Source organism: Nonomuraea sp. NPDC048901 (genome assembly GCF_040649695.1).
In the GTDB taxonomy this organism is placed as follows: domain Bacteria; phylum Actinomycetota; class Actinomycetes; order Streptosporangiales; family Streptosporangiaceae; genus Nonomuraea.
Map to the genome: position 1 here is coordinate 62340 of NZ_JBEZFW010000021.1, position 24021 is coordinate 86360.

Genomic DNA, 24021 nt, shown 5'->3' on the forward strand with positions numbered 1-24021 from the left:
GCCCGCCCGTTCGCAGGTCCGCCGCACGCCGTCGCCACAGAGCACCGGTGAGAACATCTGGGCCTTCCAGCCGCGCCCGCCGCCCTGTAGGAAGCCATGCATGAGCGACGATGTACGCGTCACCATCGAAGCGGTCCCCCGCGCCGGGCTGAGCGCCGGGCAACTGCGCCAGGCCGTGGCCGCCCACCCGGGCGTCCTGTCCGCGCTGGAGGTCGCCGACGCCGACCGGCTGATCATCGGCCAGGCTCCGGCGCTCGGCCACGACCCCGGCCAGGACGCCCCCTTCCGCGCTACCGTCTTCGACCCAGTGGGCAACCGCGCCGTCGAGCTGCGCGGCACCCTGGACCGGCCGGAAAGCGCCGAGGTCCGGCCCAGCGCCCACCGGCCGCCGCCCAGCCACGACGAACTGCTCGCGGCCGCCGACGTCCTGCGCGCCGACCCGCACTTCCCGCCGGGCGACAACGTGATCGTCTACCGGCCCATGCCGCCTCTGGCCGACCTGGACAACCCCGACGGCACCACCGTGCGCCGCCCCACCCTGGGCATCTACACCCCCGGCGAGCCCACCGGGGTACGCCACCGCATCGTCGCCGTCGACACCGCCGCCCGCACCGTCGACTGGACCCCGGCCGGCATCGACGTGCGCATGCACCACGACTGCGAGCACACCGTGCCCGAAGGCGTCACCCCCCTGGCCGACCACGGCGGCCCCGACCAGGTGCGGGTACGCGTCCTGCGGGGCGCCGACGAGCTGTGGAACCTGCTGGTCGTGCGGCCGCGCGCCTCTGCCCCGCAGAACCCCGGCGCCGGATCGGGCGTGGAGCTGCGCGAGGTGCGCTACCGGGGCCGGTTGGTGCTGCGCCAGGCGCACGTACCCGTCCTGAACGTCGAGTACGAACAAGGCACCACCTTCCGCGACGACGCCTCCTCCGAGACCCGCTTCTCGGCCACCGGCACCGACCCGGTCGGCTGGGGCTGGCGGCTGTGCGACAGCCCGCCGCGTACCATCCTGGAACGGCCCGACACCGACGCCGGCGGCTTCCAGGGCGTGGCCTTCCACCACGACGGCGACGAGCTGCGCATCGTCAGCGAGCTGCAGGCCGGCTGGTACCGCTACGCCAGCGACTGGCGGCTGGGCGACGACGGCACCATCAGGCCCCGCTTCGGCTTCGCCGCCACCGCCAACCCGATGACCTGCATGGTGCACCGCCACCACGCCTACTGGCGCTTCGACTTCGACATCGAAGGCTCCGCCAACGACATCGTCGAGCAGATCGACCAGGGGCCGATCATCCCCGAGCCGGTGCCGATCGTCCGCGAGACCACCCGCCGCCGCGCCCCCGGCCGCTACTGGCAGGTACGCGACAAATCCTCAGGGCGCGGCTACCAGATCCACCCCGGCCCCTTCGACGACACCGCCGACTCCTACGGGGTCTCCGACCTGTGGTTCCTGCGCCACCACGCGGCCGAGCTCGACGACGGCAACCCCGGCCCGCGCGACCGGGCCGCCATCGGGCGCTTCCTCAACAGCGAGAGCATCGACGCCACCAACGTCGTCGTCTGGTACGCCGGCCACTACTACCACGACCAGGCCCACCCCCAGCCGCACCAGGGCGAGCTGATCGGGCCGGAACTGCTGCCCATCTGAGCACTAGGCTTGGCGCCCATGAGTCAGGTGGGTGAGACGACGGCGCGGGCGCTGCTGCGCAGGCTGGCCGTCGAACAGGCCGAGTGCAGGGTGCCGTCGCTGACGGCCGCGATCGTACGCGAGGGGAGGCTGGCCTGGTTCGGCGCTCGCGGCTTCACCGGCCCCGGCGGCGGGGCGCCTCCCACCGCCGATACGCAATACCGGCTCGGCTCGATCACCAAGAGCATGGTGGCCGTCGTGGTCATGCGGCTGCGGGACGAAGGCCGCCTCGACCTGCTCGACCCCCTGGCCAAACACCTGCCCGGCACCCCGTTCGGCGAGGTGAGCTTGGCCCAGCTGCTCTCCCACACCGCCGGCCTGACCGCCGAACCGCCCACCGGCTGGTGGGAGCGCACCCCCGGCCTGCCGGCCGGTGACCTGCTGGCCCTGCTCGGGCCGCAGCACGCCAAGCACCGGCCCGGCCGCCGCTTCCACTACTCCAACATCGGCTACGGCCTGCTCGGCGAGCTGGTCGCCCGGCTGCGCGGCATGCCCTGGCTGCAGGCTGTACAGCAGGAGGTCCTTCAGCCGCTCGGCCTGTCGGCCACCACCGAGCGGCCGCGCGCCCCGCACGCCACCGGCTACGCCGTCCACCCGTGGGCCGAGGTGGTGCTGGCCGAGCCCGAACACGACGCCGCCGCCATGGGGCCCGCCGGTCAGCTGTGGTCCACGACCGCCGACCTGGCCCGCTGGGCGGCGTTCGTGGCCGGGGACACCGGCGGCGTCCTGTCCCCCGCCACGCTGGCCGAGATGCGCGAGCCCGCCACCGTCGACGACGGCGACGCCTGGACCTCCGGCTACGGGCTCGGCCTGCAGCTGACCCGGCACTCCGGACGCCGCCTGGCCGGTCACACCGGGTCCATGCCCGGCTTCCTGGCCACCGTGTGGGCCGACCCGGCCGACCAGGTGGGCGTGCTGTTCCTGGCCAACACCACCAGCGGCCTCAGCTACAGCCTGCCCACCGACCTGCTGGACATCCTCGACGAACACGAGCCCCGCCTGCCCGAGCAGTGGCGGCCCGCCCCCGCCGACCCCGCCCTGCTGGCGCTGACCGGGTTGTGGCACTGGGGCCCCAAGCCGTACGCGTTGCGGCTGCTGCCCGACGGCGGCCTGGCGCTCACGCCGGTGGGCGGGGCGGGGCGGTCCTCCCGGTTCGTGCCGCAGGAGGACGGGACCTGGCTGGGGCTGGATGGCTACTACGCCGGTGAGACGCTGCGGGTCGGGGCCGATCACCTCGACCTCAACACCTTCATCTTCACCCGCGAGCCCTACGACCCGCAGGCGCCCGTCCCGGGCGGCGTGACGGACTGGCACGCCTGACCTCGTTACCGCCCGCGCCGCCCGCCCGCCCGCGCCCGAGCCCCTGCCCGGGGCCGGGGCCGGGGCCGGGCGCCTGCTCCTGCTACGGCCCGGCTCGTTCGGTGGAGCCGGTTCGGTCCAGCTGGCTCGGTCCCGGCCGGCTCGGCGAGGTGACGGCGGTCAGGTGGCAGCATGGTTCCTGTGCGTGTGGCAATCTTGGGGCCGCTGGACGTCGAGTCCGCCGCCATCGGCGGCGCCCGGCTGCGCCTGCTGCTGGTGCGCCTGGCGCTGGCGGCCGGGCGCACCGTCACCGTCGAGGAGCTGGCCGAGGCGTTGTGGCCCGACGAGCGGCCCGCGGACCCGGGCAACGCGCTGCAGTCGCTGGTCTCCCGGCTGCGGCGGGCCCTGCCCGACCCGTCGGCGCTGGTCCTGGAGCCCGGCGGCTACCGGCTCGACGCCGTCACCGACGTAGCGGAGTTCGACCGGCTGACGGCTCGGGCGCGCGGCGAGAGCGACCCGGCGGCCAGGGCCGGGCTGCTGCGCGAGGCGCTGGCCCTGTGGCGGGGGCCGGCGCTGGGCGAGGTCGCGACGGCGCCGTTCGCGACCGGATACGCGGTACGCCTGGAGGAGGCCCGGCTGACGGCCATCGAGGACCGCGCGGAGGCCGACCTGACACGCTTCACGCGACAAGGCGCGGGGCCCACCCAGGGCAGCGTCACCCGGCATCGCACCGACCAGGCCGAAACCACTCAAGGCACGGCGGAAGGCGGGGGCGCGGACGGCGAGTTGGGCGGGCTGCTGGCGGAGCTCGGGGAGCTGGCCGCGCGTCATCCTCTGCGCGAGCGGCTGCACGCCACCCGCCTCAAGGCGCTGCACGCCGCCGGGCGCCGGGCCGAGGCGCTGGCCGCCTACGAGGACCTCCGGCGCGCTCTGGCCGATGAGCTGGGCGCCGATCCGGGGCCGGAGCTGCGCGAGATCCATCTGAGGCTGTTACGGGCCGAGCCGGTCCGCCGCCCCCGTACCAACCTGCGTACTCCGCTGACCAGCTTCGTCGGCCGTGCCGCCGAGATCGCCCAGGTGAGCGCCCGGCTGGGACACAGCCGTCTGGTGACGCTCGTCGGTCCGGGCGGCGCGGGCAAGACCCGGCTGGCCACCACGATCGCCGCCGCCCTCCTGAACCAGGCCGAACACCGAGGCCGCCCCGCGAACGGCTCCCCCTGCGGCGACCGGCCGCCGACGCCGGACGGGGAGCCGGGGTACCCGGGGCCGAGCGCGGTGTGGCTGGTGGAGCTGGCGCCCGTGAGTGATCCGGCCGACGTGGCGCAGGCGGCACTGGCCGCGCTCGGCCGCTCGATCGTGCCGGCCGGGCCCACCGCGCCGCCCGACACCATCGACCACCTGGTCGAGCCCCTGTCGGCCGGTCATGTGCTGCTGGTGCTCGACAACTGCGAGCACCTCGTCGAGGCCGTCGCCCGCCTGGCCGACGAACTGCTCGGCCGCTGCCCGCGGCTGCGGGTGCTGGCCACCAGCCGTGAGCCGCTGGGCATCGTGGGCGAGGTCGTCACCCCGGTCCCGCCGCTGCCGGCCGAGCCGGCCGTGCAGTTGTTCGGCGACCGGGTGGCGGCGGCCTGTCCGGGGCTGGTGCTGGATCAGGGCCTGGTGCGGGAGGTGTGCCGCCGGCTCGACGGATTGCCGCTGGCCATCGAGCTGGCCGCGGCCCGGCTGCGCGCACTGAGCCTGCACGAGCTGGCCGTACGCCTGGACGACAGGTTCGTGCTGCTGACCGGAGGCAGCCGTACGGCGCTGCCCCGCCACCAGACGCTGCGCGCGGTGGTGGCGTGGAGCTGGGACCTGCTGGAGGAGCCGGAGCGGCGGCTGGCCGAGCGGCTGGCGGTGTTCGCGGGCGGGTTCGACCTGGCCGCGGCCGAGCACCTGGGCGGCACGCTCGACCTGGTGGCGGCCCTGCTGGACAAGTCGCTGCTGCAGGCGGCCGACGGCGGCCGTTACCGCATGCTGGAGACGATCAGGGAGTACGGCCTGGAACGGCTGGCCGGCAGCGGCGAGATCGGCCCGGCCCGCGTCCGCCACGCCGCCTACTTCCTGCGGCTGGCCGAGCTCGCCGAGCCGCATCTGCGCGGGCGCGAGCAGCTGACCTGGATCGCGCGACTGCTGGCCGAGCATGACAACCTGCTGGCCGCGCTGCACTTCGCCGTCGACCGGGGTGATGCCGACACGGCGGTACGGCTGGCGGCGGCGATGGGCATCTTCTGGACCTTCCGCGGCAACCGGCAGGATTCGGTTGGCTGGATGAAGCTGGCGCTGGACGTGCCCGGGGACGCGCCGCGGCAGGCCAGGCTGATCGCCTCGGCCACCTTCCTCATCAACGGCGCGCTGGCCGGCGGCGACGCCACGGTCGGGGCGGCGGTGGAGGAGCTGCGCCGCATCGCCGAGCTGTCGCAGCAGGAGCTGTCCCATCCGGTGCTGGCGATGCTCGGGCCGGCGCTGGCGCTGTTCACCGATGACAGCGAGTTGGGGCTGGCCGAGGTCGAGCGGCGCCTGTCCCATCCCGACCAGTGGGCGCGCGGGATGCTCCTGACGGTCAGGGCCGCCATGAAGGAGAACGACGGCGACATGCGCGGCTCCCGCCAGGACCTGATCGCCGCCGCCGCGCAGCTACGGGAGGTGGGTGAGCGGTGGGGGCTGTCGATGGCGCTGATGTCGCTGGGCGAGGCGCACGCGATGTTCGGCGACTTCGACGACGCGCTCGCCTCGATCCTGGAGGCCACGGCGTTGGTGCGGCAGCTCAACCCCGACCTCGACCCCGGGCATCAGGTGTGGCAGGCCACGATCCGCATGCGCAAGGGACAGGTGGAGCAGGCGCGTGCCCAGCTGCGCGAGATGACCGAGCAGCCGCACCGCGACCAGTCGCCGCGCAACGCCGCGTTCGCCCACTCCGGGCTCGGTGACCTGGCGCGGCTGGAGGGCGATCTCGAGACGGCCGCGCGCGAGTACGAGCGGTCGGCCGCCACGCTGGAGTACGCCTCGGCGATCGCGCCGCAGTTCCGGGCGCTGGTGATGATCGGCCGGGCGCATCTGGCGCTGGCGATGGGCGACCCGGCGGCGGCCGAGCGCTACATCGGCCAGGCCGCCGAGCTGAGTCTGTCGGCCAGGGACATGCCGGTGCTGGCCCGGGTGGCGGTGGCGGTGGCGGAGTCGAGGGCGTTTGGCGGCCAGCCGGTCGCAGCCGCCCGGACGCTGGGCGCGGCCGAGCAGTTGCGCGGCGCGCCCGACGCGTTCAACCCCGAGGTGGCCCGCCTGTCCGCGCGGCTGCGCGCCGAGCTCGGCGACGGCTACGACGCCGCCTACGCGGCGGGCCGGAGCCTGGACCGGCCCGCCGCGCTCAGCCTGGTACACGCCCCGGCCGCGCCACCGTAGCGGCCGGCTCAGCGCAGCGGGCAGCGGCCGGGGACGCCTGTACAGCGGCTGGGTCAGGCGCGGCGGCGGTAGGCCGCGACGGCCAGGGGCGCGAAGATCGCCAGGAACACCAGCCCCGACACGAGCGTCCACACCACCGAGGCGCCGGCCGGGCCGCCGAGCATCAGCGCCCGGGATGCCTCCATGGCGTGGTTGACCGGGTTCACCTCCAGCCAGGCCCGCAACCAGCCGGGCAGCGTGTCCTTGGGGGTGATCATGCTGGTGCCGAACGTCAGCGGGAACAGCACCAGGAACGAGGTGCCCTGCACCCCGCCGGGCTCGCGCATCAGTACGCCCAGCAGCACGAACGCCCAGCTCAGGCAGAAGGAGAAGAAGATCGTCAGCAGGCAGGCGGCCAGCGTCGGCACCAGCCCGGTGTGGATTCTGAACCCCAGTGCGGCCCCGGCGCCCATCAGCACCACGATCGCCACCACATAGCGGATCAGGTCGCCCAGGACCGAGCCGATCAGCGGCGCCGAGCGGGCGATCGGCAGGCTGCGGAAGCGGTCGAAGACGCCCTTCTTGATGTCGGTGTTGAGGCTGACGCCGGTGGCCATCCCGCCGAACATCACCGTCTGCACCATGATCGCGGGCAGCAGGAACTGCAGGTAGTCCTCGGTGGAGCCGGACACGGCGCCGCCGAGCAGGAACACGTAGACGATGAGGAAGACGATCGGCTGCAGGGTGACGTCGATGAGCTGTTCGGGGGTGCGCAGGGTCTTGACGACGCTGCGCCCGGCCAGCGCGAGGCTGTGGCGGACCAGGCCGAAAGGGCGCGCGTCCAGGCGGGCGGGGGCGGCGGTGCGTTCGGCGGTGAGGGTCATGCCGCGTCCTCCTTGTCGGCGTGGTGGCCGGTCAGGGTGAAGAAGACCTCATCCAGGCTCGGCAGGCGCAGCGACAGCTCGGTGACCGCGATGCCGGCGGCGTCGAGGCGGGCCACGATCTCGGTGAAGGCGGCGTCGCCCTCGACGGGCACGGTGGTCACGTCGCGGCCGGGTGATTCGGCGGGGCGGCCCGCGACGGCCGAGATGATCTCGGCGCTCTCGCGCAGCCTGGTGTGGTCGGCGGGCCGCACCAGCACGGTCTGTCCGCCGACGACGTGCTTGAGCTCGGCCGGGGTGCCGTGTGCGATGACCTTGCCGTGGTCGATGACGGAGATGTCGTCGGCCAGGGCGTCGGCCTCCTCCAGGTATTGGGTGGTCAGCAGGACGGTGACGCCGTCGGTGACCAGGCGGCGGATGATGTTCCAGACGTCTTCGCGCTTGGCGGGGTCCAGGCCGGTCGTGGGCTCGTCCAGGAAGATCACGTCGGGCCGGCCGACCAGGCTGGCGGCCAGGTCCAGGCGGCGGCGCATGCCGCCGGAGTAGGTGGCGGCGCGGCGGTCGGCGGCCTCGGCCAGGCCGAAGTCGCTCAGCAGCCGGGCGGCCCTGGCCTTGGCGTCGGGGCCGCGCAGGTCGAGCAGCCGGCCGATGAGCACGAGGTTCTCGGTGCCGGTCAGGTCCTCATCCACCGAGGCGTACTGGCCGGTCAGGCCGATCATGCGGCGCACTTGGGCGGGGTGGCGGACGACGTCGACGCCGCTGACGCGGGCCTGGCCGGCGTCGGGGCGCAGCAGGGTGGCCAGGATCCGTACGGCGGTGGTCTTGCCGGCGCCGTTGGGGCCCAGCACGCCCAGGACGGTGCCCCGGCGGGCCGATAGGTTGATGCCGGCCAGGGCGGTGGTCGTGCCGAAGCGTTTGACCAGCCCTTCGGCTTCGAATGCGTTCATGCCCGACATCGTGGGCGGCGGCGCTGACAGCTCGCGCACAGATCGCTGTCACGGTGACAGGCGCGCCGCCAGGTCGGCGGCGGGGCCCGGCGGCAGGGTGGCGTGCAGCAGTTCGACGCGGTGCACCAGCCGGGGAGCCACCAGCGGCACGCCGCGGCCGGCGGAGGCGGGCAGCAGCGTCAGGCCGTGGCCGGCGGCGACCAGGTTGAGCACGGTGTGCACGTCGTCGCCGGTGTAGTCGAGCGCGGGCCGGAAGCCGTCGCCCAGCAGGTCGCGCAGCCGCTCCAGCGGGCACAACGTCGTCTGCAGCCAGTGCGCGTCGACCAGGTCGGCCAGCCGCAGCCCCGCCCGGCCCGCCAGGGGGTGGTCGCCGGGCAGCGCCACGACCAGGCCCTCCTCGGCCACGCCCACCGTGGTCATCGGGCCGACCTCGGGCAGGCGCAGCGGGTCGTTCGGCGCGGTGATCCCGTCGGCCAGGCCCGCCTCGGCCCTGCCGTCCGCCACCTGCCTGGCCACCTCGTCCCTGCCGCAGGTGCGTACCGTCACCCGCAGCCGCGGCTGCGCCGCCCGCGCGGCCGCCAGTCGTAGGGCCAGGACCGAGTTGAGCGCCAGGGGCGTGGCGGCCAGGGTCAGGCGGTGGGCGGGCAGTGCGGCGGTGCGCAGCACGTCGGCCCGCGCGGCGCGGATGCGCAGCAGCAGCGGCCCGGCGTGCTCCAGCAGGCGCAGGCCCGCCTCGGTGGGCGCGACCGGGCGGCGGTGCAGCAGCGGCAGGCCCAGGTCGCTCTCCAGCGCGGCGATCTGCTGGGAGATGGCCGACTGGGTGTAGCCGAGCCGCTCGGCCGCGGCCGAGAAGGAGCCCGCCTCGGTGACGGTCACGAACGTACGCAGCAGATGAGGGTCCATCAGTGTTTCTTATAGCATGTGCAGACATCATCGTTGGTGCTTAAGCGGTGGTCCGCCGCACCATGGAGGCATGAAAATCGCCCTGGTCGGAGACCGCTCGCCCAGCGTGCGCGCGCACGCCCGCATCCCGCTGATCATCCAGGCGCTGCGTGAGCGTGACGGCATCGCGCTCGACCCGTACTGGATCCCCTCCACCGACGCCCACGACGACGCCCTCGAACGCTTCGACGGCATCTGGATCGTGCCCGGCAGCCCATACCTCAGCGAGGAAGGCGTGATCAGCGCCGCGCGCACCGCGCGCGAGCGCGGCATCCCCGTGCTGGGCACCTGCGGCGGCTTTCAGCACATGCTGCTGGAGTACGCGCGCGGCGTGTGCGGGCTCGACGTGGCGCACGCCGAGAACGAGCCGGACGCGCGTGAGTTCCTGCTGCTGCCGCTGGAGTGCTCCCTGGCCGGCCACGAGGGCCTGGTACGGCTGAGGCCCGGCTCGCTGATCGAGCAGATCATCGGCTCCCCCATCACCATGGAGGCCTACAGCTGCTCCTACGGCCTCAACGAGGCGTACAAGCACAAGCTCGTCGAGCACGGGCTGGTCTTCTCCGGGCACGCCGAGGAGGGCATGGTGCGGGTGGCCGAGCTGCCCGGCCACCCGTTCTACCTGGCCACGTTGTTCCAGCCGGAGCTGTCCGGCGACGGCAGCCGCCCGCACCCGGTCATCTCCGCCTTCGCCGCCGCGATCAGCCGTAGGACGGCTCGGCGTGCCGTACCTCACGCAGGCCGGGCAGGGTGATGGCGCCCAGCCGCGCGCCGGTGCGCGGCTCCAAGCGCAGGACCTGCTCCCCCGCGCCGGCCAGCAGCTCGCCGTTCAGCCAGGCCAGGCCGTGTGCCTGGCCGGGCAGGTCCCATACGCCGGCGGGGGTCAGGGTCTGGCCGTCGGCCGACAGCAGCCGCTTGCCCGCCGCCAGATAGGCGCGGCCATCCGCCGCCACCGCGTACGCCTCGCCGTCGCCCAGCCGGCCCAGCAGGCCGCCGCGCTTGATCGTCAGGTCGTCGGTGGAGGCGACCACGATGCGGCCGGTGGAGGCGTCGAAGACGTACAGCCGCCGGGCCTGGGTGTCCAGCGCCATCGCGTGGGCCGCTGGCGGGCCGAGGCCGAACGGTTCGGGCAGGTCCAGGCAGTAGGCCCAGCGCTGGTCCAGGCTGAGCACGTGGACGAAGGCGTGCACGCCGGGGCTCAGGTCGTGGCCGGCGATCAGGTCGCGGGTGTGCAGGTGTTCGTCCTGGTGGGTGTAGAGGGTGTAGAGGGTGGCCAGGTCCGGGTCGTGCACGGCCTGGCGGCCCTTGCCGCGCATCTCCTCCTCCTTCGACAGCGGCACGGGCTGCTTGGCGCGGGTCAGCAGCGGCGTCATCCGGCCGGCGGCCAGGTCGTACATGCGCACGCGGTAGCGGTCGGGGTGTTCGGGCGGCAGGTGGTCCAGGACGTACATGACCTGGCCGTCGCCGGAGAAGGCCTCCGGTTCGATGTTGCCGTCGAGCTGGAGCGTCCGGTTGCCGCCGGCGCCGGTCAGGGTGAGGGTGGTACGGCTGCGGGGGCCGGGTTCGGGGCCGAGGGCGACGAGGTCGCCGGAGACGGCCTTGATGCGCCGGCCCGGGGCGCCGGCCAGGTCGCGCTGCTCGAGGAGGTGGCCCGTGGTGGCGTCGTAGGTGCGCAGCCGGTCGTGGTCGATCTGGTAGAGGCGCAGCCAGCGGGGGCCGGGCACCGCGCCGGGGTAGGTGGCCGTCACCGCGCCGGTGGACAGCTCGACCAGGGACAGCCCGGCGGCGGTCTCGGCGAGCAGCCTGCCGCGCGGGGCCGGGGGCGCCGCCTTGGGGGGCGGCTGGGTGGTGGCGCAGGCCGATACGGCGGCCGCCGCGCCGAGCGCCAGGGCTTGGCGTCTGGTGATGGTGCTCACGTCTTCCCTACACCGGTGAGAGGCCGGGGGTTCCCGTTCAGGTGGTGACGCCGAGCTGGGTACGTACCTTGGCCAGGAGATCGTGCGGGAGCGGGGCGTAGCCGTACAGGGACAGGTAGGACTGGCCGGCGTCGCTGGCGGTGTAGTCCAGGAAGGTGCGCACCAGCGGGTCTGAGCTGCGGGAGCAGATGATCTCGTAGGTGACCAGGATGATGGGGTAGGCGTCCTTGTTCTTGGTCAGGTAGTCGAACGTGACGATCAGGTCGCCGTTGTGGCCGGCGATCCGGGCGCCTTCCAGGGCTTTGGTGGCGCTCTGGGGCGAGAGGGCGACGAACTGGCCGGCGGCGTTGCGTATCTTGGCCGTGCGCAGGGCGGCGTCGCCGGCGTAGGCGTACTCCACGTAGCCGATGGAGCCCTCGGTGCGCCCTATGGCCTCGGTGATGCCCGCCGAGCCGGTCACGCCTTGCCCGGTGTCGGCGAACTTCCTGGACGGCTCGTACGGCCAGCGGCCCGCCTCCTTGAGATAGGCGGTGAAGTTGTAGGTCGTGCCCGAGTCGTCGGAGCGGTGGAAGAGCCGGATGCCGGTGCCCGGCAGGTTCGCGCCGCGGTTGTCGGCGGCGATCTGCGCGGCGTCCCATCGGGTGATGCGGCCGCTGAAGATGCCGGTCAGGGTGGTGGGCGAGAGCTTCAGTTCCGGCGTGGACGGCAGGTTGTAGGCCAGGGCGATGGGGCCCACCACCATGGGCAGGTGTATCGCGCGGCTGTGGCAGCGTCTGTCGGCCCGCAGTTGTTCGTCGGGGTGCATCGCGACGTCGGAGCCGGCGAAGGCGGTGGCGCCGGTGATGAAGTCGCGGATGCCGGCGCCGGAGCCGTTGGCGTTGTAGTCCACCCGCAGGTCGGGGTGCAGCCCTTGGAAGTCGGCCCGCCAGGCGTCCATCGCGCCTTTCTGCGCGCTTGAGCCGGAGCCGGAGATCGACGCGGTGATCGGGAGACTGGGGGGCGCTTCGTCGCGGGTCAACAGCGCGGTCCCGGTCAAGCCGACGGCAGAAGCGGCCAAGGTCAGGGCGACCAACAGCGCCGCCCTGATGATCCCGGTCAGCTTTTCCATCTCATCAAACTATGAAGTGGTCGCGGTCTTCTAGTTCACCACGCGTCAAACTCCTTGCCACAAAACAGTCATTTCCCGCAAGATTTGGGCAACGTTCAGGATCGAGCCGCTGACGAGGGCGGTCACACGTCCCAGGTGACCGGCAGGCTCTTGACCCCGTAGATGTCGGCGGTCTCCGGGCGCAGGGCGACCTCTTCGGCCGCTACCGCCAGGCGCAGCGTGGGGAAGCGGTTGAGGAGCGCGGGGAAGGCGGCCCGCATCTCGACACGGGCCAGCTGCTGGCCCAGGCACTGGTGGATGCCGTGACCGAAGCCCAGATGCCCGCCGTCCTGCCTGCGCAGGTCGAGGGTGTGGGGATCGGCGAAGCGCTCAGGGTCGCGGTTGGCGGTGTTCATCGACAGGATGACCGCTGTACCGGCCTTGATGGTCTGGCCGCCCAGCTCGACGTCCTCCAGCGCCGTCCTGAAGAACGTCTTGGCCACGCTCAGATACCGCATCAGCTCCTCCACCGCCTTGTCGGCGAGTGTGGGGTCGGCGCGCAGCGCGGCCAGCTGCTCCGGGTTCCGCAGCAGGGCGAAGGTGCCCAGCGCCAGCATGTTGGCGGTGGTGTCGAGCCCGGCCGCCAGCAGGATCAGGGCGACACCCTTCAGCTCCTCATCGGTCAGATCGCTGTCGGTCAGGTCGCTGAGCACGTCGTCGGTGGGGTTGGCGCGCTTGGCCACCACGAGGTCGGCGAGATAGGTCTGGACCGCGGTGTAGGCCGCCATCAGCTCCTCGTCGCCGGTCTCCCCGTCCATGAACTTGTCGACGTTGCCCTGGAAGGCGCCCCGATCCTCATACGGCACCCCCAGCAGCTCGCAGATCACGATCGCGGGGATGGGCTTGGCGAAGGCGGTCACCAGGTCCGCGGACGGCCCGGCCTTCTCCATAGCGTCCAGGCACTCGGCGGTGATCTGCTCCACGCGCTCGGTCAGTAGCCGCATCCGCCGCACGGTGAACTTGCCCACCAGCGGCTTCCTGTACCGGCTGTGCTGGGGCTCGTCCATGAGCAGGAACTCGCCGGGTGGCGCCGGAGGGACTTCGATGTCGCCGTAGTCGACCCACGGGTGGTGGCGCATGAGTTCTCTGCGCGAGCTGAACCGCGGGTCGGCCAAGACCGACCGGACCAGGTCGAAGCCGGTGATCAGCCAGCCCTGGTGCCCGTCGGCGAAGGGGATGCGGCTGATCGGGCTCTGCTCGCGGGCCTCGATCAGCTCCTTGGGCGGGTCGAAGGGACAGCCGGGCTGACGTTCGGTCGGCATCGCGGTAACGGTGTGTTCCATGACGTCCACTCTCGCCGACCGCTCTGATATGAGACCGTCGCCGTCCTGACACGGCCGCTGACACCGCATGGCCGCAACGGCGCGGCGTCGTGTCAGCGGTCACGTCAGGTCGGCGACGGCCCGATATCAGAGCGGTCGGCCAGGTTGGACCCCATGAACGGTTCAGCCATTGTGGCCTCGGGGCTGCGCAAGGCATACGACGACAAGACCGTGCTCGACGGCATCGAGCTGAATGTCCGGACCGGCACGATCTTCGCCCTGCTCGGGCCCCACGGCGCCGGCAAGACCACGACGGTGAACGTGCTGACCGCGCTGCTGACCCCCGACGCCGGCAAGGTGGTCGTCGCCGGGTACGACGTGGCCACGCAGACCAAGGCGGTGCGCGCGGCGATCGGGGTCACCGGGCAGTTCGCCTCGGTGGACGACCTGCTCACCGGCGCGGAGAACCTGCTGATGATGGCCGATCTCCTGCACCTGCCCAAGGCGGAGGGCAAGCGCGTCGCCGGCCGGCTGCTGGAGAGGTTCGATCTGGTCGAGGCGGCGGGCAAGCTGGCGGTGTCCTACTCCGGCGGCATGCGCCGCAAGCTGGACCTGGCCATGACGCTGGTCGGCGACCCGCAGATCATCTTCCTGGACGAGCCCACCACGGGACTCGATCCGCGCAGCCGACGCACCATGTGGGACATCATCCGGGAGCTGGCCGCCGAGGGGAGGACCATCTTCCTCACCACCCGGTATCCGGAGGAGGCCGGCCGGCTCGCCGACCGTATCGCCGTGCTCGATCAGGGCCGGCTGGTCGCCGAGGGCACCGCCGATGAGCTCAAGCGCCGCATTCCCGGCAGCCATGTCCGGCTGCGGTTCACCGCCCGGCACGAACTCGAGGCCGCGGCGCGGGTCTTGCACGAGTCCACAAGGGACGACGACGAGCTGACCTTGCGGGTTCCCGGCGACGGCGGGGTGCGGTCCTTGCGCGCGCTGATCGATCGGCTCGACGCCCATTGCCTGGAAGCCGAGGAATTGTCGGTGCACACACCGGACCTGGATGACGTCTTCCTCGCCCTTACCGGTCACGCGAACAACGTGGCCGGCGCGCGATGAACGCCATGTCAGCTTTCCCGGGCTCGAGCGACGTTCACGAAGCGAGCGTGATCTCGGCCAGCTCACGCCAGTCCCGCCGCTGCCCGGCAAGGGTCGCCTCGGCGAACACGGTTTCGCCGAGGTGATCGCGCGCGTCCGCGGCGATCCTGGCGGCGTCCGGCTGCGAGCGGTCCGGCGTGCCGCGCACGCCGTCGCTCGCCCCGAGCAGCCGTACGGCCTGCTCGAGGTCTCCCTGGCGCAGCGCGAGATCCGCGATCCCGATCAGCACCTGGGCGATCGTGGGGGGATGGGTGTGCTCGACGGTCGTGGCCGCGCGCAACGCCTCGGCCCGGTAGGCGCGGGCCTTGCCGAGATCATCGGCGAGGTAGCCGTACAGATCCATGGTGTGAACACGGATGGAGTCGGCCATGTCCGCCTCGCCCAGCACCGCCCGCACCGTGGCCAGGTGCTCACGCGCCTGGTCCGGCTCGCCGCGCAAGCGCGCCAGCTGCGCCTGCGCGAGCGCCAGCTCGACGAGCGCGTCCGGCCAGACGATCCCATCGGCGATCCGCCGCGCCTCGGCCATGGCACAGGCGCTGGATCGCTCATCGCCGAGCAGCCAGTACAGCTGAGCCTGCCGCGCCCGAAAGCCGACCACGTCCTCTCTCGCGCCCACCTCCATCAGCGCCAGCGCCGCCTGTTCGTAGTGCTCACACGCGCGGGCGAACTCGCCGCGCATGGCCAGCCGGTCGGCCAGGAAGGTCAGCGCGAGCGAGATCCCCATCCGGTCGCCCAGCGTACGGAACTCGGCAAGGGCGGTCTCGGCGTCGAGGTCCACGCCGGTCTCGTCGCCGCCGAGCGTGAGCCGCAGCCGGCCACGGCTGAGCCTGGCCTGCGCGCGCACCCACGGATCGGCGTCGGCGATGAGCGGCTCGAAGGCGGGCATGAACTCCGCCGGGCCCCGCAGCATCCGCTCATGCAGCTCGACGAACCCCAGCAGCGGGTGACGAGACCCGCTGCGCCGGGCGAAGCGATGCGCCTGCTCGATCCACTCCCGCGCCTGATACTGATCGCCGGTGACCCCGGCGGTCACGAAGATCGTCACATTGAGGTACGCCAGCGCCCGCACCTCATCGGACACCTCCCCCGGCAGCGAGGCCGCCGCGATGCTCAGCTCGGCGCCCTCGGCCCGGTGCCCGCTGAGGTACCAGTACCAGCCCGCGGCCGCCACCAGCCGCATCGCCTCCTGAGCCCATCCCTCGGCGATGGCGCCGCGCAGGGCCGTGACGATGTTGTCGTGCTCGGCCCCGAGCCTGGCCAGCCACTCCACCTGCTCGGCCCGGCGCAGGCGCGGCTCGGCCGTCTCGGCCAGCTCGGTGAAGTACGCCAGGTGCGCCCGGCGCGCCGGCTCACTCTGCCCGGCTTCGGCCAGCCGCTGCGCCGCGTACTCCCTGATGGTGTTGAGCATCCGGTAGCGCGGCATGCCCTCGCCGTCGGCGAGCAGCAGCGACTTGTCGATCAACGCGGTCAGCACGTCGAACACCTGCTCCCCGGCGGACGTCTCCTCCCCGCAGACCTGTTCGGCCGCTTCCAGGCTCACCCCGCCGGAGAACACCGACAGCCGCCGCAGCACGTCACGTTCGGTCTCGGTCAGCAGGTCCCAGCTCCAGTCCACGACCGCGCGCAGCGTCTTGTGCCGGGCGAGCACTGTACGGCTGCCGCTGGTCAGCAGCCGGAATCGGTCGTCGAGCCGGCGGGCCAGCTGATCGACGGACATGGTGCGCAGCCGGGCCGCGGCCAGTTCGATCGCCAGCGGCATCCCGTCCAGCGCCCGGCAGATGCGCACCATGGCCGCTACGGTGTCGGCGTCGGAGCCGATGTCCTTGCGCACCAGGTCCGCGCGGTCGCGCAGCAGCCGCACCGCGGGCGAGGATCCGGCCTCGGCGAGATCGGCTCCGCCGGCGGGCAGCGCGAGTGGCTCGACCTGCCACAGCACCTCCCCGGTGATGCCGAGCGGTTCCCTGCTGGTGGCCACGATCCGCAGCCTGCGGCACTCCCCCAGCAGCCGGTCGGCGAAAGCCGCGGCCGCCTCGATCACGTGCTCGCAGTTGTCCAGGATGAGCAAGATCGCGCGCTCGCGGACCGCGGCGATGAGCCGGTCCATCGGCTCCCCGCCCCGCGAGCCGCCGAGCAATGCCTGGTCACGCAGGCCGATCGCGGTCAGGGCGGCCTGCGCCAGGTCACCGCCTTCCCCAACGGAGGCCAGTTCGACCAGCCACGCCCCGTCCGGCAGGTCGGCGAGCATCGTCCGCGCGGTCTCGGTGGCCAGCCTCGTCTTGCCGGAGCCGCCCGCCCCCGTCAAGGTGACCAGCCGGTGCTTGGCGGCCAGAGCGGCGACCGCGGACACATCATTCTTCTTGCCGACGAAACTCGTCAGCTCGGCGCGCAGGTTCGTCTTGTGGTTGTCCGCCCGCTCGCCCAGCTCGCCACGCAGCAGCGCGGTGTGCAGCGCGGAGAGCTTGGCCGACGGATCGACGCCCAGCTCCTCGGCGAGCCGCTCGCGGGTGCGCTGGTACACCGTCAACGCCTCGCTGCCCCGCCCCGCCTCGGCCAGCGCCCGCATCAAGGCCGCCACGAACCCCTCCCGCAGCGGGTACGCGGCGACCAGCTCGGTCAGCTCCGAGACCAGCTCCGAGCCGCGGCCGAGGCGAATATCGGCATCCACCCGATCGCCGAGCGCGGCGACGTGGAGTTCGTCCAGGCGTGTGACCGCGGCGTCGAAGGCGTCGCTGCCGTGCAGCGCGAGGTCGGCCATGGCGGTGCCGCGCCACAAGGCCAAGGCCGAGCGCAGCAGATCCGCCCGCGCCGCGGGCTCGGCGGCACGGGCCTGGCCGACCAGCTGCTCGAACCTGGATACGTCGACGGCATCAGGAGTCACGGCCAGCCGGTATCCGCCGGAATCGGCCTCGATCACCCCGTCCGGCAACACCCTGCGCAGCCTGGACACCAGCGCCTGCAAGGCGTTCACCTCGTCGGCGGGCGGCTGTTCGCCCCAGATCCAGTCCACCAGCCTCGCACGCGTGACGATCCGGCCAGGTTCGAGGGCGAGCGCGGCCAGCAGTGCGCGCAGCCGAATCCCCGGAACCTCCACCACGGCCCCATCGCGGTTTCGGACCTCGAACGGTCCCAGCAATTCGACTCTCACAGCGGCAATTGTGCCGAACTGTGAGCCCGTCTTGCGCCATGTGGCCGTCTGGGCCTTCCGGCCGCACCCCCTGGACGCCGTCTGGGCCTTCCGGCCGCGCCCCCTAAACGCCGGGCGGGAGGGTGGCGGTGAGCTCGAAGCCGCCGCCCGGGTGGGGGCCCGCCTCGACGCTGCCGCCCGCCTGGCCTAGCCGTTCGGCCAGCCCGCGCAGCCCGCTGCCGCCCTTGGCGGGTTTGTCGGGTTTGTCGGGGGTGCTGCCGCTCTCTGCGGGTCCGTCGGGGCTGCTGTCGCTCGCGGTGGGGTGAGGGCCGTCGGGGCCGTTGTCGCGGATCGTCAGGGTCAGGCCGGTCAGGTCGATCTCGGCCTCGGTGGCGCCGCTGTGCCTGATGATGTTGGTGACGCCCTCGCGTACCACCCAGCCCAGCAGCGCCTCGGCCTGCGCGGCCGGTGGCGGCCCGGTGCGGCGGATGTGGGCGCGCACGCCGGCGGCGGCCAGGGCGTCGCGGGCGCGGGCGAGCTCGTCGGCCAGGCCGCCCGCCCGGTAGCCGGTGACCGCCTCGCGTACCTCGGTCAGGGCCTGCCGGCCGACGGCCTCGATGTCGGCGGCCTGGCGTTCGGCCTGGCCGGGGTCGCGGCGGGCCAGGCGTCGTACGGCCTCGGCCTTGACCACGATGACCGACAGGGTGTGCCCGAGCAGGTCGTGCAGGTCGCGGGAGAAGCGCAGCCGCTCCTCGGCGACGGCCGCCTCGGCCAGGCGTTGCCGGGTCTGGTTCAGCTCGCCGATGACCATGTGCAGGTGCAGGATGACGGCCACGACCAGGCCCGCGCTGAAGGTCCCCCACGAGAAGGCCAGGATCGACTCCAGGCTGCCGCCACCGGCCCACACCACCAGCGCCGTGCCGAAGGGCAGCGCCGCCGTGGCGACCCGCACCGCCCGGCCGCGCAGGGTGATGCCGCATGCCACGCCGAGCAGCGGGAACAGGTAGTACCAGCCGCCGCCCAGCACGATCGACAGCCCGAAGACCACGGCCGCCAGCCCGGTCAGCGCGAGCCGGGCGGGCAGCGTACGGCGCCGGAAGGCCATGATCACTGTCAGCGCGTACAGGGCGGACATGGCGGCCAGGCCCGCCCACGACAGCCAGCCCGGCCGCAGCGAGCCGTCGACGGTCTCCCAGATCGCGCCCGCGGCCAGCAGGACGAAGGGCAGGAACGCCCCTGTGCCGGGCGCGTCGGGCGCCTCGTCCGGCGTGCCGTCGGGGCTCGGGGGCGGGGTTCGGGCCATCAGGCCAACGTTATCCGCGCCCGAGAGCCGCGACGAGCCGACCGCGCCACTACGGCAAGGGATCAGCCCGCCGCCGACATCGGGTCGAGCCGGGCCAGCCGGTCGGCGTCGGTGATGATGACGACGTCGGCGATCAGGCCGCCGCTGACGGTGAAGGCGACCAGCGAGACCACCCGGTCGCCGACCGTGGCGACGACTCCGGCGGCTCCGTTGACCAGTACCGGATGTCCCACGGAGCCGGCCGGCCGGAACGTGATCGCCTGCTTGGCCGCCACCGCCGCCCCGCGCGCCACCAGCACGGTCCCCGCGGCGCCGCGGTCGGAGCGGACCACGACATCCGGGTCGAGTACCCGCATCAGCGCCTCGAAGTCTCCATCGCGGGCGGCGGCCAGGAAGGCGTCGACGGCCTGGCGCTGACGGCCCAGATCCGGATCGGGCGCCGGGGCCGTGCCCCGCACGCGGCGGCGGGCGCGGCTGGCCAGCTGCCTGGCCGCGGCCGGGGTCCGCCCCACGATCGGCGCGATCTCCTCGAACGGCACCGCGAACATGTCGTGCAGCACGAACGCCAGCCGCTCGGCCGGCTCGAGCGACTCCAGCACCACCAGCAACGCCAATCCGACCGAGTCGGCCACCACCGCCTCATGCTCGGGATCGACGCCCTCGGCGGGGCTGACGACGGGGTCGGGCAGGCGCTCCTCCAGGGAGTCCTCGCGCCGCCGCTCGCGCGAGCTCAACATGGTCAGGCACACCCGGGCCACGACCGTGGTCAGCCACCCGCCGAGATTGTTCACCTCGCTGGTGTCGCTGCGGCTGAGCCGTATCCACCCCTCCTGTACGGCGTCCTCGGCCTCGCTCAGCGACCCGAGCATCCGGTAGGCCACGGCCCGCAGATGGGAGCGGTGCTCCTCGAACCGGCCGGCCAGAAACTCCGCGTCGCTCGTCGTCCCCATGTTCATCGTCACAATCCTCCGTCAAGGCAAGTCATAGCACTGACCAACCCGACGCCACCGATGTGACAACTCTCGCCGAGCTCACGCCTGGACCAGAGTGATCACCCCCGCGCCCACGAGGGCGAGCGCCCACATACGGTCCAGGTTGAACCAGGCGCGCCGCAGCACCGTGAGCCCGGCCACCTCGTACACCACCACGGCGATGACGCCCGCCACCACGAACATCGCCAGCGTGTGCAGCGCCGCCACCGCCAGGCCGCCCGACAGGGCGTGACCCTGGTGGCCGGAGGCGTGCAGGCCGGTGAAGACGGGCAGCAGCATCAGACCGGCACCGTGGGCCGAGGACATCAGGAACGACCAGCCGGCCAGCTGCCACAGCGACAGCCGCATCCCCACCCAGCGGAAGTGCCGCCTGGACAGCAGCCGCCACAGGCCGAACCCGACCAGCACCACCCCGCCGCCGATCGACAGCACCCTGCCGGTGACCAGCGAGCCGGTGAGGCCGACGACGATCGCGACCACGGCGACCGAGCCCAGGTGGCCCAGCGCGATGACCGGCAGCGACTGCAGCAGCAGGTCCCTGCTGCGCTCCTGCAGGCCGCGGGCCACGGCGAACAGCCAGCCCATGGCCGGGTTCAGGCCGTGGAAGGCGCCCAGCAGGAGCACGGTGGCGATCGTCACGGGTAGCAGTAGGAGTCGGAGGAGGCGTCGCCGCCCTGCAGGCGTACCTGGTGGGGGCGCAGGCCGCGGAACGCCTCGCCGTGCGGGAAGAAGCCGGTGTCGAAGGTGAAGGACTCGGTGTCGATCTTGGCCATCCAGGCGCCGACGCCCTCGGGGTAGAACTGGTCGTCCCAGGCGCCGTACAGGGAGTTGGTGAGGTAGACGCGGCGGCCGTCGCGGCTGACCTCGACCATCTGCGGGCCGCCCCGCAGCGGCAGCGACGGCTGGGCGGGGTGGGGTGCCTGCCGGGCGATGCCGCCGATCCTGAGCGTGCCCAGTTCGGCGGGGTTGGCCGGGTCCGACACGTCGTACTGCTTGATCTCGCCGGTGCCCCAGCAGGAGACGTACAGGCGCTGGTCGTCGACCGACAGGTCGATGTCGGTGACCAGGGGCGGCACGGCGCCGAAGGGCCGCAGGACGGGCGGCAGCAGGTCGGCGCTCGCGGGCTCGGCGGGGATGGTGATCACCTTGCGGGCCTGCCAGCGGCCGTCCTCGTGGAACCAGAGCCAGACCGAGGCCGACAGGTCCGTGGTGCTGGTGACGACCCCGGCGAAGCCGTAGGTGCGGGTGGGGTCGTGCGCCGGGCGCAGCTCCAGGACCATCTGGTGTTCATCGCCCAGGTCGACCTCCTGGAGGTGCTTGCGCTTGCGCAGGTCCCAGAAGTGCAGCTTGTGGCCGTACTTGCGGCCGAGCAGCAGCTCTCCCACCACGCCGTTCTCGACCATCGACGGGGTGCCCCACTCGGAGGTGATCAGCACGTCATGGTTGATGTGCCACCAGAAGTCGTAGGCGAGGTACTGCGGCCCCCGCTCGACCTCCCAGCGCTCCAGCACCTCGAACGTGGTGTGGTCGAGCAGCGCGATCCCGCCGGGCCCGTCGTTGCCGTCGGCGCCGCCGAGCGCCGACAGGTAGATCCCGCCGGGCCCGCAGTGCACGGTGTGGGGCCGGGAGTAGCCGGCCCGTTTGGCCAGTTCGTCGGCCTCGATGACCTTGACCAGTTCCGGGCTGAGGCGGTCCTTGGTGTCGAAGACGTGGATGCGTGAGGAGCGCAGTCCAGGCACGATGAGGTAGCGGCGTTCGACATGCGGGTGCGGGGCGCTGGGGCACAGGGCGGTGCTGCAGGCGTTCCAGCCGAAGTGGTGCAGCTCGTCGCCGGTGTTGGGCAGGTCGCTCCAGCCCACCACCTGGCCGTAGTGCGGCGAGGCGGTATCGGTGTCGAGTACGGCCAGCGCGTCCGGCCTGGTCGCCGACCGGTCGAAGGCGACGACATAGGCCAGTTTCTCGGCGGGTGCGCCGGCCGCGTCCCTGGGCGAAGGATAGAACGTGGGGTCCGGGGTCCAGAGGCTCATCCCTTCACGTATCCACCAATTCCCTACACGGTCAACAGGGTATTGGGCACGTTTTCGGAATGATCGCGCCAGCTGTCGTATCGATCAGGCTCGATCGCGGGCCGGGCCTCGTCGGCCGTCGAGGGCGGTGTCGACGAAGCCGTAACCCGCGCGAAGCGGCAGCGGCCACACCCGGGGCGCCGAGCGGATGCCCCAGAGTGCGACGGCGATGTAGAGGACCTGCTCGGGAATGCGCAGCCACAACGGGGACGCCTCGCCGCCGTTGAACGGCACGTCGGCCAGCGCGGCGTAGATGTTGGCCGGCAGCAGCAGGACGAAGAGCGCGATCAGCCCGATCCCGGCCGACCAGCGTGTCCTGGCGATGATCAGCCCCACCGCGCCCATGAGCTCCAGCACGCCGGTCAGGTAGACCACCGCGTCGGCGAAGGGCACGAAGGGCGGCACCATGCGTACGAGATCCCCGTGGGTGGGCATCACCGTGACGCTTTCCGGGACGAAGTGCGCGCTGGCTGTCATGAAGAGCATGACGGCCAGGGCGTGCGCCGCGCTGACCGGCCATGAGGCGAACCGGCCGACCCCGAAGGCCCCCAGCGCGCGGAAGCCCAGCAGGGCCACCACCAGAACGATGCTCGTCTCCATCACGTCTCCCTGTTGGGTAGTCGCGCTATCTAGTTATTGGATAGCACAACTATCCTATGAAGGGCATGACTGTCAAGCGGCCGGGCGCCTTGAGCGCGGGACCGTTCGCTTTGGCTTAGTTCGGCCAGTCGCCGATGAGCGCCCTTATCTCGTCGGCCACCTCTTGCGCCGACCGGTCGTCCGTGTCGATACGCAGGTCACCCGCTCCGGCGCGGTCGAGCGCCAAGGCCTCGCGTGCCGCCCGTTCGGCGACGCGGCGCAGGGCTTCGGGGTCCAGTCCCTTCAGCTCATCGCCCGGTATCGCCGGCCCGCCTCCCCGGCCGCGCCGCGTGACGCGCTCGGCCAGCGTCGCGGGCCCGGCGTGCAGACGGCACACCGTCAGCGCCGCGCCGGGAAGCAGCTCGGCGTAGTCGCGGACGGTGTCGTCCCGGTCGTCGTGCCCGGAGACGATCAGGCACCTGGCCTCGGCCGCGCGGTATCCGGCCAAGAGGGCCGCGAGGTTGCGCGCCTTGAGGCGATGGCCGTCCGGGTCGTCGTCCGTGGCGGGACGTAACACGCCGATCTGCTTCAGATCCACATAAGCAGCTCGTACGCCGGCCCGGACGATCCGCGAGAAGACCTCATAGCCGACGGTCGACTTCCCCACCGCGGTGGCGCCGGACAACCACAGCACCGGAACCGGGTCAACGGCGCGCGGTGCGGCCGGTCGGGAAACATGGCCGACGGGTGGGCCGGGACGTGGCCAGCCACCGGCTCGCTCGCGGACCATCCGGGCCGCCTCGGGCACGGTCAGCCCGCCGGTATCCAGGCACAGGTCGGCGAAGTCGCTGCCCTCCAGCGACTCCGCCTCGGCGACGGCCTCCGCCACCAGGTCGGGACGCCATCCCCGCCCGACAAACCGTTCCTTGAGCTCATCGGTGCTCACGCGCAGCCGGCACACGGTGAAGGCGGCGTCCGGGAGACGCTTCGCGTACTCGCCGATCTCCTCAGCGGTGTCGACGAAACCCGACAGGACCACGCACTGTGCCCCCTGCTCCCGGAAGTTGGGCCACATCGCGGCCAGGCTCCGGGCCCGGATCCGATGGGTGCCGATCTCCGGCAGGGGGTAGCACAGGCTGATCTGGTCGGCGTCGACGAACGCCGCCCGGACGCCGCCCCGGCTCAGCTGGGCGAACACCTCCCAGCCGAGCGAGGACTTCCCGACACCTGACGGCCCGCACAGCCACAGCAATGGCAGAAGATCGCTTCCCATCCGGGCGACAGTAGTTGGTCGCCCGCGCGATCGG

General features: G+C 72.6%; 18 protein-coding genes. 5 read left to right on the forward strand and 13 right to left on the reverse strand.

Annotated elements, in window-relative coordinates; genetic code table 11:
• The first annotated feature begins 100 nt into the window (after positions 1-100).
• The 3 genes from AB0C30_RS47660 (at position 101) to AB0C30_RS47670 (ending at position 6421) form a co-directional block, all read left to right on the forward strand.
• Positions 101-1648, forward strand: a complete 1548-nt coding sequence (locus AB0C30_RS47660; RefSeq protein WP_357956863.1) for a hypothetical protein — start codon at positions 101-103, stop codon at positions 1646-1648.
• An 18-nt stretch (positions 1649-1666) separates the two neighbouring features.
• Complete coding sequence (locus AB0C30_RS47665; RefSeq protein WP_357956865.1) at positions 1667-3007, forward strand: serine hydrolase domain-containing protein; 1341 nt, start codon at positions 1667-1669, stop codon at positions 3005-3007.
• 180 nt (positions 3008-3187) lie between these two features.
• Entirely contained in the window at positions 3188-6421 is a 3234-nt protein-coding gene (locus AB0C30_RS47670; protein WP_357956867.1) for a BTAD domain-containing putative transcriptional regulator, read from the forward strand.
• Between the two features lie 53 nt (positions 6422-6474).
• Here AB0C30_RS47670 and AB0C30_RS47675 read toward each other — a convergent pair whose 3' ends face one another.
• The 3 genes from AB0C30_RS47675 to AB0C30_RS47685 are packed head-to-tail and all read right to left on the reverse strand — an operon-like array spanning position 6475 to position 9131.
• Positions 6475-7284, reverse strand: coding sequence for an ABC transporter permease (locus tag AB0C30_RS47675; protein WP_357956869.1), 810 nt, complete (start codon positions 7282-7284; stop codon positions 6475-6477).
• On the reverse strand, positions 7281-8228 hold the full coding sequence (locus AB0C30_RS47680) for an ATP-binding cassette domain-containing protein (RefSeq protein ID WP_357956871.1): 948 nt from the start codon (positions 8226-8228) through the stop codon (positions 7281-7283). Before AB0C30_RS47680 ends, AB0C30_RS47675 begins: the two co-directional genes overlap by 4 nt.
• A gap of 48 nt (positions 8229-8276) precedes the next feature.
• Positions 8277-9131, reverse strand: a complete 855-nt coding sequence (locus tag AB0C30_RS47685; protein ID WP_357956873.1) for a LysR family transcriptional regulator — start codon at positions 9129-9131, stop codon at positions 8277-8279.
• Between the two features lie 70 nt (positions 9132-9201).
• On the opposite strand from AB0C30_RS47685, the gene AB0C30_RS47690 reads away from it, so the two are divergent.
• Positions 9202-9921: a hypothetical protein gene (locus AB0C30_RS47690; RefSeq protein WP_357956875.1), complete on the forward strand. Its 720-nt coding sequence runs from the start codon at positions 9202-9204 to the stop codon at positions 9919-9921.
• On the opposite strand, the gene AB0C30_RS47695 is transcribed toward AB0C30_RS47690, so the two are convergent.
• The 3 genes from AB0C30_RS47695 to AB0C30_RS47705 all read right to left on the reverse strand — a co-directional run bounded on the left by AB0C30_RS47695 (position 9869) and on the right by AB0C30_RS47705 (position 13513).
• Positions 9869-11083 carry a hypothetical protein gene (locus tag AB0C30_RS47695; RefSeq protein ID WP_357956877.1) on the reverse strand — a complete coding sequence of 405 codons (1215 nt, stop codon included), beginning with the start codon at positions 11081-11083 and terminating at the stop codon, positions 9869-9871. The genes AB0C30_RS47690 and AB0C30_RS47695 overlap by 53 nt on opposite strands.
• Before the next feature lie 37 nt (positions 11084-11120).
• A complete protein-coding gene (gene pstS, locus AB0C30_RS47700; RefSeq protein ID WP_357956879.1) occupies positions 11121-12191 on the reverse strand; it encodes a phosphate ABC transporter substrate-binding protein PstS in 1071 nt (356 codons plus the stop codon).
• Positions 12192-12313: 122 nt separating this feature from the next.
• Positions 12314-13513 carry a cytochrome P450 gene (locus AB0C30_RS47705; protein ID WP_357956881.1) on the reverse strand — a complete coding sequence of 400 codons (1200 nt, stop codon included), beginning with the start codon at positions 13511-13513 and terminating at the stop codon, positions 12314-12316.
• Positions 13514-13666: 153 nt separating this feature from the next.
• Between AB0C30_RS47705 and AB0C30_RS47710 the strand changes: the two genes are divergently transcribed.
• Positions 13667-14611 (forward strand): ATP-binding cassette domain-containing protein, encoded by a 945-nt coding sequence (locus AB0C30_RS47710; RefSeq protein ID WP_357956883.1) that lies wholly within the window; start codon positions 13667-13669, stop codon positions 14609-14611.
• 34 nt (positions 14612-14645) lie between these two features.
• On the opposite strand, the gene AB0C30_RS47715 is transcribed toward AB0C30_RS47710, so the two are convergent.
• The 7 genes from AB0C30_RS47715 to AB0C30_RS47745 form a co-directional block, all read right to left on the reverse strand.
• Positions 14646-17795: a BTAD domain-containing putative transcriptional regulator gene (locus AB0C30_RS47715; protein WP_357956885.1), complete on the reverse strand. Its 3150-nt coding sequence runs from the start codon at positions 17793-17795 to the stop codon at positions 14646-14648.
• 103 nt (positions 17796-17898) lie between these two features.
• Positions 17899-19077, reverse strand: a complete 1179-nt coding sequence (locus AB0C30_RS47720) for a sensor histidine kinase (RefSeq protein ID WP_357956887.1) — start codon at positions 19075-19077, stop codon at positions 17899-17901.
• Between the two features lie 62 nt (positions 19078-19139).
• Complete coding sequence (locus AB0C30_RS47725; protein WP_357956889.1) at positions 19140-20033, reverse strand: sigma-70 family RNA polymerase sigma factor; 894 nt, start codon at positions 20031-20033, stop codon at positions 19140-19142.
• A gap of 75 nt (positions 20034-20108) precedes the next feature.
• Positions 20109-20717 (reverse strand): hypothetical protein, encoded by a 609-nt coding sequence (locus AB0C30_RS47730; RefSeq protein ID WP_357957083.1) that lies wholly within the window; start codon positions 20715-20717, stop codon positions 20109-20111.
• The gene (locus AB0C30_RS47735) at positions 20705-22096 is read right to left on the reverse strand and encodes a selenium-binding protein SBP56-related protein (RefSeq protein WP_357956891.1); all 1392 of its coding nucleotides are present in this window, start codon (positions 22094-22096) and stop codon (positions 20705-20707) included. The genes AB0C30_RS47730 and AB0C30_RS47735 overlap by 13 nt, the downstream gene beginning before the upstream one ends.
• Before the next feature lie 84 nt (positions 22097-22180).
• Complete coding sequence (locus tag AB0C30_RS47740) at positions 22181-22735, reverse strand: hypothetical protein (RefSeq protein ID WP_357956893.1); 555 nt, start codon at positions 22733-22735, stop codon at positions 22181-22183.
• Positions 22736-22850: 115 nt separating this feature from the next.
• On the reverse strand, positions 22851-23987 hold the full coding sequence (locus AB0C30_RS47745; RefSeq protein WP_357956895.1) for a hypothetical protein: 1137 nt from the start codon (positions 23985-23987) through the stop codon (positions 22851-22853).
• Between the last annotated feature and the right edge of the window lie 34 nt (positions 23988-24021).

Bases quoted from the DNA above. Each gene is read 5' to 3' on its own strand.
- AB0C30_RS47710 (WP_357956883.1), top strand. From the start codon at position 13,667: ATGAACGGTTCAGCCATTGTGGCCTCGGGGCTGCGCAAGGCATACGAC.
- AB0C30_RS47740 (WP_357956893.1), bottom strand. From the start codon at position 22,735: ATGGAGACGAGCATCGTTCTGGTGGTGGCCCTGCTGGGCTTCCGCGCG.
- AB0C30_RS47690 (WP_357956875.1), top strand. From the start codon at position 9,202: ATGAAAATCGCCCTGGTCGGAGACCGCTCGCCCAGCGTGCGCGCGCAC.
- AB0C30_RS47665 (WP_357956865.1), top strand. From the start codon at position 1,667: ATGAGTCAGGTGGGTGAGACGACGGCGCGGGCGCTGCTGCGCAGGCTG.
- AB0C30_RS47660 (WP_357956863.1), top strand. From the start codon at position 101: ATGAGCGACGATGTACGCGTCACCATCGAAGCGGTCCCCCGCGCCGGG.
- AB0C30_RS47705 (WP_357956881.1), bottom strand. From the start codon at position 13,513: ATGGAACACACCGTTACCGCGATGCCGACCGAACGTCAGCCCGGCTGT.
- AB0C30_RS47675 (WP_357956869.1), bottom strand. From the start codon at position 7,284: ATGACCCTCACCGCCGAACGCACCGCCGCCCCCGCCCGCCTGGACGCG.
- AB0C30_RS47745 (WP_357956895.1), bottom strand. From the start codon at position 23,987: ATGGGAAGCGATCTTCTGCCATTGCTGTGGCTGTGCGGGCCGTCAGGT.
- AB0C30_RS47720 (WP_357956887.1), bottom strand. From the start codon at position 19,077: ATGGCCCGAACCCCGCCCCCGAGCCCCGACGGCACGCCGGACGAGGCG.
- AB0C30_RS47735 (WP_357956891.1), bottom strand. From the start codon at position 22,096: ATGAGCCTCTGGACCCCGGACCCCACGTTCTATCCTTCGCCCAGGGAC.
- AB0C30_RS47685 (WP_357956873.1), bottom strand. From the start codon at position 9,131: ATGGACCCTCATCTGCTGCGTACGTTCGTGACCGTCACCGAGGCGGGC.
- pstS (WP_357956879.1), bottom strand. From the start codon at position 12,191: ATGGAAAAGCTGACCGGGATCATCAGGGCGGCGCTGTTGGTCGCCCTG.
- AB0C30_RS47725 (WP_357956889.1), bottom strand. From the start codon at position 20,033: ATGAACATGGGGACGACGAGCGACGCGGAGTTTCTGGCCGGCCGGTTC.
- AB0C30_RS47680 (WP_357956871.1), bottom strand. From the start codon at position 8,228: ATGAACGCATTCGAAGCCGAAGGGCTGGTCAAACGCTTCGGCACGACC.